Here is a 5024-nt window from a genome sequence, read left to right on the forward strand (position 1 = left end):
CACTGCCGCACCTCGGCGGGCGGAGCCGCCGTCGACATCGACCCGCGGCACTGGTGTGTGTCTTCGCCCGGCACGCCGGCGCGGCTGGAATTCGGCGCCGGCTATCAGCAGATGTTCGTGCGCGCCTCGTCTGCCACGCTGACCAAGACCCTCGAGGGGCTGCTGGGGGTCAAACCCCGGGGCTCGCTGGTGTTCTTGCCGCAGGCGAGCAGTGATCAGCGCGGCGCGCGTAGCCTGCAGCGGATCGCCGAGGTGTTGGCCGAGCAGATCGACCCGTCGCAGCCGCCGCTGCCGGCCTTGATGCTGCGCGAGCTGCAGAACGCGCTCGTCGTGTCTTTCCTCTGTGCGCTGCGGCACAACTACAGCGACCTGCTCGACCGCGACGCCCCGGACACGGCGCCCGAATATGTCCGACTCGCCGAGGAATACATCGAGCAAGCCTGGAATCGGGCGATCACCATCCCGGAACTCGCCGGCCTGACCAATGTCGGTGTCCGCAGCCTGTTCAAGGCATTCCAGAGGCACCGCGGCTACTCGCCGATGGCGTTCGCCAAAGCGGTGCGGCTCGACAAGGCGCGCGCCATGCTGCTCGACGGCGAGCCCGGCCGGTCGGTGACGTCCGTGGCCTTCGCCTGCGGCTTCAGCAATCTCGGCCATTTCGCCCACGATTATCGCCGCAAGCACGGCGAACTGCCGTCGGAGACGCTGGCGAAGGCACGCTGACAGCCGCGTCGGGCACCTAGCCTAAAGTCGCTGATGGGCAGTTGCGGCCGACCGGGATAGATGGTCGGGGTATTCCGCAGCATCCAATCCGGCGACAGCGACGTGACCGCAGCAGGCGCCATCGGCCATTCAACCAACCTCGTCGGCGTGCCGATGGGCTTCTTGACCGGCGTCGCCTTCAACGACAATCCGGTGCCGCTGCATATCGCCGGGGTTCGGGAGATGAACACCGGTCTGTTCGAGATGCTGGCGCAGGCCGAGGATCTCACCGACGCCGGAACGGCGTTCTCCTGCTACATGGCGGCGCTGTTCGGCATCGATCCCGAGCAGCAGCTTCGTGACGGCCGCGGCCGCCGGCGGTTTCGTTCGTCGTTCCTCGATCTGGTCAAAGGCTGGAGCTTCGATAGCAACGGCGCCGAAGGTGCTGTCCTGAAGGGCTGGGTCGAGAGCCGGTTCGGGCTGTTTCCAACTTTTCATCAGGAGCCGATCCGGCGCATCGCCAGCCCGGCCTGGACGAGCTATGTCGAACAGAAAATGTCGAGCCGTTTTCACAACAACGCGATCTACGTTCAGCTCGATCTGCTGTTCGAATTCTGCCAATGGGCGCTGTCGCATTTCTCCGCGTCCGGAAGTACGCATGTGACGCTGTATCGCGGCGTCAACGGCTTCGAGGAACATCAGATCGTCACGCGCATCGACAAGCGCCACTGCATCATTCGCCTGAACAACCTGACGTCGTTCACCACCGATCGCAGCATCGCCGATTGTTTCGGGGACACGATCCTCACCGTGCGCGTGCCGGTGCCGAAGATCCTGTTCTTCAACCGGCTGCTGGCGACGCATCTTTTGAAAAGCGAAAGCGAGTATCTTGTGATCGGCGGCGATTATCGCGTCACGGCGAGCTACTTTTGATGGCCCAAGCACCGACACCCGCCGAGATCGAGGAGCGGGCGCTCGCGGCCTATCTCGGATTTGCGATCGGTGACGCGCTCGGGGCCACCGTCGAGTTCATGACGGCCTCGGAGATCTCGGCGCGCTATGGCGTCCACAAGGAGATCGTCGGCGGCGGCTGGCTGCGCCTGAAGCCGGGCCAGATCACCGACGACACCGCGATGGCGCTGGCGCTCGGCCGCTCGCTGATCCGTTGCGGCGGCTTCGACGTCCGCGACGTCTGCGAGGAATTTGCCGCCTGGCTGAAAACCGGACCCGTCGATGTCGGCAGCACCTGCCGCCGCGGTATCCGGCGCTACATCACCACGGGCGCTGTCCAAGGTGCTTATTTCGAGGGCGACGCCGGCAACGGCGCCGCGATGCGCATCCTGCCGCTCGCTCTGGCGACGCTGCGGCGGCCGGAGGAGGCGCGAAGCTGGACGGTGGCGCAGGCGCGCATCACCCACCATCATCCGTTGTCGGACGCGGCTTCGCTGGCGTTGGTCGAGATGCTGCAGGTACTGGTTCTCGGCGCCGGCCCGGCCCAGGCCCGCGTCATTGCGGACGACTTGGTGACGGCGCATCGCAGCTTCCGCTTCACGCCCTACCGCGGGCGGGCTTCGGCCTATGTGGTCGATACGCTGCAGACCGTTCTGCACTATTACTTCGCGACGTCGTCGTTCGCCGATTGCGTGATCGCCACGGTCAATCAGGGCGATGACGCCGATACGACCGGCGCGCTCGCCGGCATGTTGGCGGGGGCGACCTATGGTCTGTCGGCCATTCCCAAGCGATGGCTGGACCGGCTCGATCGTGCCGTCGCAGACGACATCCGCGACCATGTCAGGAAACTGCTGACAATTGCGGTCAGCCCTTGAAGGCCTCGCGGCCGACGGCGAAGCTGCGGCTCACATGAACCGTTCGGAAGGCCTTGGCCTTAGTCTTTAGAGCGTTTTCGAGCGAAGTGGAGACCGGTTCGCGTGAAGAAACGCGACAAAATAAGAATCCAGAACTCCAGTTTTGATTCTATCAGAACCGGAAAAGCTCTAGTCTTCGATCTTCACCAGCAGCGCCCGAAGCGACAGGCTCGGCGTCTCGCGGGCGACGCCTTCGATCGACACATAGCCGTCCTTGGCGACGCCGTCGAAGTTCACTTCCACAGGATCGATGCCGAAGACCGATAGACGGCTCGGATCGGGCGGCGCATGACGGAGCCCGCGGAGGGTTCCGCTTACCTTTAGTCCGGTCTGCCGATAGGTCCCGATATAGGCGAAAGCGGAGTCGCCGCCGCGTATTCGTCCCCCGTGGAGACACACCACACCATGCGACTTCTTGCGGGCTGTTTCGAACTCCACCCGGTAAAAACCTTCCAGATCGTCACTCATGCAATCACCGTGTGCCAATTGATGCTTACTAACACTCGTAATTTTCCGCATTACTAAACGACGGCGCGGTTGCCGGGGAATGAAATTTACTCGAATTCAACAATCTGGCCGACCGGGGCACCGCGAAATGTAAATCTGTCGAGGACAAAGGCATCTGAGCCGGGCCTGCCGCGGGCGCGTTCGGACGTCACAATAAGTGTCGACCCCGACACCAAGGCGGCAGCTCGCTCGGCGGCTGCTGGCGAGTGCCTTTTCATCGGCTTGCCACGCCTTCGATGTGGCGGTGCATTCTGACGCGGGAAACATTGCGTCACCTCGGCATTGATGACGATGTCATCGACGATGGAGAGCAAGATGAATCGCAGGATCAGCGGCGCATTTGCGACGCGGCGCGAGGCCGAACTGGCGATCGAGCGGCTGGTTCAGGAACACGGCATCGAACGTCAGGCGATCGATGTGCGGTCGCGTGGCCAAGCCAATAGTGCCGGCACCGAGGTCGCGGGTGCGGATGCGGAGAGCGGCCATCCCGGCATTGCTAAGCAAGGCGATCCGCAACTCGGCGGAGCCATCGAAGTCAATGTGCAATGCCGTGCTGCCGATCCTTGCGTGGTCGAAGCGGCGATGAAGGAACTCGGAGCGGAGCAGGTTACTTGACGGAGGGGTGAGGCGAAAGTCCAGGCCAAGGCGCGGCACGGACCGGCATTAAGATAGGTGAATGCCCGCTTCGGATTGGGCCGCTAGCCTCCCTGCCACGAAGGCGAGGAGGTCACGTGAAGAAGAGTCGGAACCGCACCAAGCAGGAGCTGCCGCTCGAGCAGCGGCTGGCCGCGTTCGCCGATCGTTGGCGTCGTGAAGCCGAGCAGGGCCAGGACCCGCAGCAATGGGAAGCATGGCAGCAGCGCGCCAAATCGACTGAAGTTGCCCTCGGCGTCATTGAATGGCTGGCGACGCGGGAAGTCCGCCGGTGAGCTGCGAGCGCGAAGCGGCTTGTCTTTAAAGGTGCAGCCTCGCGACCATCGCGCCCTGCACGATCACCCCGACATGTGTTGTTCCTGGCGCACCGAGGCCGCGGAACGGCGTCGGCGTGCCGAGATGGTCTGATCGGAAGCCGAACATCACACCTCGACCGCTCGCGAGCGTCCTGATCAGGCCGTGTGACCGGGATCGCTAGCGGAGGGAGTCTTCTTGCGGCGCTGCGGCGTCATGCGGTCCTGTTCGGTCTGACGACGTTCGGCTTCCGACGAGATGTTCTCGCGGCGGCGATCGTCTTCCGAGACGGCAGGCTCTCGCCCATCGAGTGGTCGGCGCTCGATCTTGGTCTCCATCGTCTTGCTCCGCGGCTGCCAAGTCTACTCGGTCGACCAACGCCGACCTCAACGGGGCGTTCCGGCGCGTCTGCACGAGCGAAGCAGGCCGTCAGTTTCGTCGTCAGCGGGTGTCACTGACCAGTTCGATCCGGCGCCCTCAGGGCAGCTTTCCGGGGACGACCCTCAGGTAGTCCGGGTGGAACAGGCTCAGATTTTCCAAGGCCTCACGATCCACGATCGTGAGATGGCGTTCACGCAGCACGATCAGCCCGCTGCCGCGCAGCTCTTGCAGGGTACGGTTGAGATGGACGATCGACAGTCCCGTCGCGTCGGCCAAGTCCATCTGGGTGATGGGGAAGGGACAGCTGTCGCCCTCCAGAAGATCGACGGCGTGCAGGCGCTCGAAGATCTCGCAAAGCAGGTGAGCGACCCGTTCGAGCGCGACACGGCGACCGATATTGACGATCCATTCCTGCGCGATTGCGAGTTGAAGCAGGGTGTCGCACAGCATTGCCTCGGTGAGCGCTGGATCGAGGGCCATCAACTCTTCGAAGCGGCCGCGATCGATCTCGGCGAACGCCGCCGGAGTCAGCGTCACGATCGAATGATCCGCGCCGCCGATCAAATGCCCGAACGCGTTGCAAGCGTCTCCTGGGAAGATCAAGCTGATCACCTGAAG

General features: G+C 63.7%; 9 protein-coding genes. 5 read left to right on the plus strand and 4 right to left on the minus strand.

The features are described 5' to 3' along the window. The 3 genes from I5M_RS27520 to draG form a co-directional block, all read left to right on the plus strand. Positions 1-723, plus strand: a 723-nt coding sequence (locus I5M_RS27520; protein WP_022724340.1) for a helix-turn-helix transcriptional regulator, incomplete at its 5' end; no start/stop codon positions are given. Positions 724-783: 60 nt separating this feature from the next. Continuing rightward, positions 784-1635 carry an NAD(+)--dinitrogen-reductase ADP-D-ribosyltransferase gene (locus tag I5M_RS27525; protein ID WP_022724341.1) on the plus strand — a complete coding sequence of 284 codons (852 nt, stop codon included), beginning with the start codon at positions 784-786 and terminating at the stop codon, positions 1633-1635. Further along, positions 1635-2531, plus strand: a complete 897-nt coding sequence (gene draG / locus I5M_RS27530; RefSeq protein WP_022724342.1) for an ADP-ribosyl-[dinitrogen reductase] hydrolase — start codon at positions 1635-1637, stop codon at positions 2529-2531. Before I5M_RS27525 ends, draG begins: the two co-directional genes overlap by 1 nt. 168 nt (positions 2532-2699) lie before the next feature. On the opposite strand, the gene I5M_RS27535 is transcribed toward draG, so the two are convergent. Both I5M_RS27535 and I5M_RS32570 read right to left on the minus strand, forming a co-directional pair. Further along, positions 2700-3038, minus strand: coding sequence for a GrlR family regulatory protein (locus tag I5M_RS27535; RefSeq protein WP_022724343.1), 339 nt, complete (start codon positions 3036-3038; stop codon positions 2700-2702). An 86-nt stretch (positions 3039-3124) separates the two neighbouring features. Further along, positions 3125-3391: a hypothetical protein gene (locus I5M_RS32570; RefSeq protein ID WP_148287974.1), complete on the minus strand. Its 267-nt coding sequence runs from the start codon at positions 3389-3391 to the stop codon at positions 3125-3127. A 1-nt stretch (position 3392) separates the two neighbouring features. Here I5M_RS32570 and I5M_RS27540 point away from each other — a divergent pair, with 1 nt between their 5' ends. Both I5M_RS27540 and I5M_RS27545 read left to right on the plus strand, forming a co-directional pair. Then, positions 3393-3692 (plus strand): hypothetical protein, encoded by a 300-nt coding sequence (locus I5M_RS27540; RefSeq protein ID WP_031337806.1) that lies wholly within the window; start codon positions 3393-3395, stop codon positions 3690-3692. 116 nt (positions 3693-3808) lie between these two features. Further along, entirely contained in the window at positions 3809-4006 is a 198-nt protein-coding gene (locus I5M_RS27545; RefSeq protein ID WP_022724345.1) for an EscE/YscE/SsaE family type III secretion system needle protein co-chaperone, read from the plus strand. A gap of 177 nt (positions 4007-4183) precedes the next feature. Here I5M_RS27545 and I5M_RS27550 read toward each other — a convergent pair whose 3' ends face one another. Both I5M_RS27550 and I5M_RS27555 read right to left on the minus strand, forming a co-directional pair. Further along, positions 4184-4363, minus strand: coding sequence for a hypothetical protein (locus I5M_RS27550; protein WP_022724346.1), 180 nt, complete (start codon positions 4361-4363; stop codon positions 4184-4186). A 139-nt stretch (positions 4364-4502) separates the two neighbouring features. Further along, on the minus strand, positions 4503-5024 hold a 522-nt coding region (locus I5M_RS27555), incomplete at its 5' end, for a Crp/Fnr family transcriptional regulator (RefSeq protein ID WP_022724347.1).

This window comes from Rhodopseudomonas sp. B29 (assembly GCF_000333455.1).
GTDB lineage: Bacteria > Pseudomonadota > Alphaproteobacteria > Rhizobiales > Xanthobacteraceae > Rhodopseudomonas.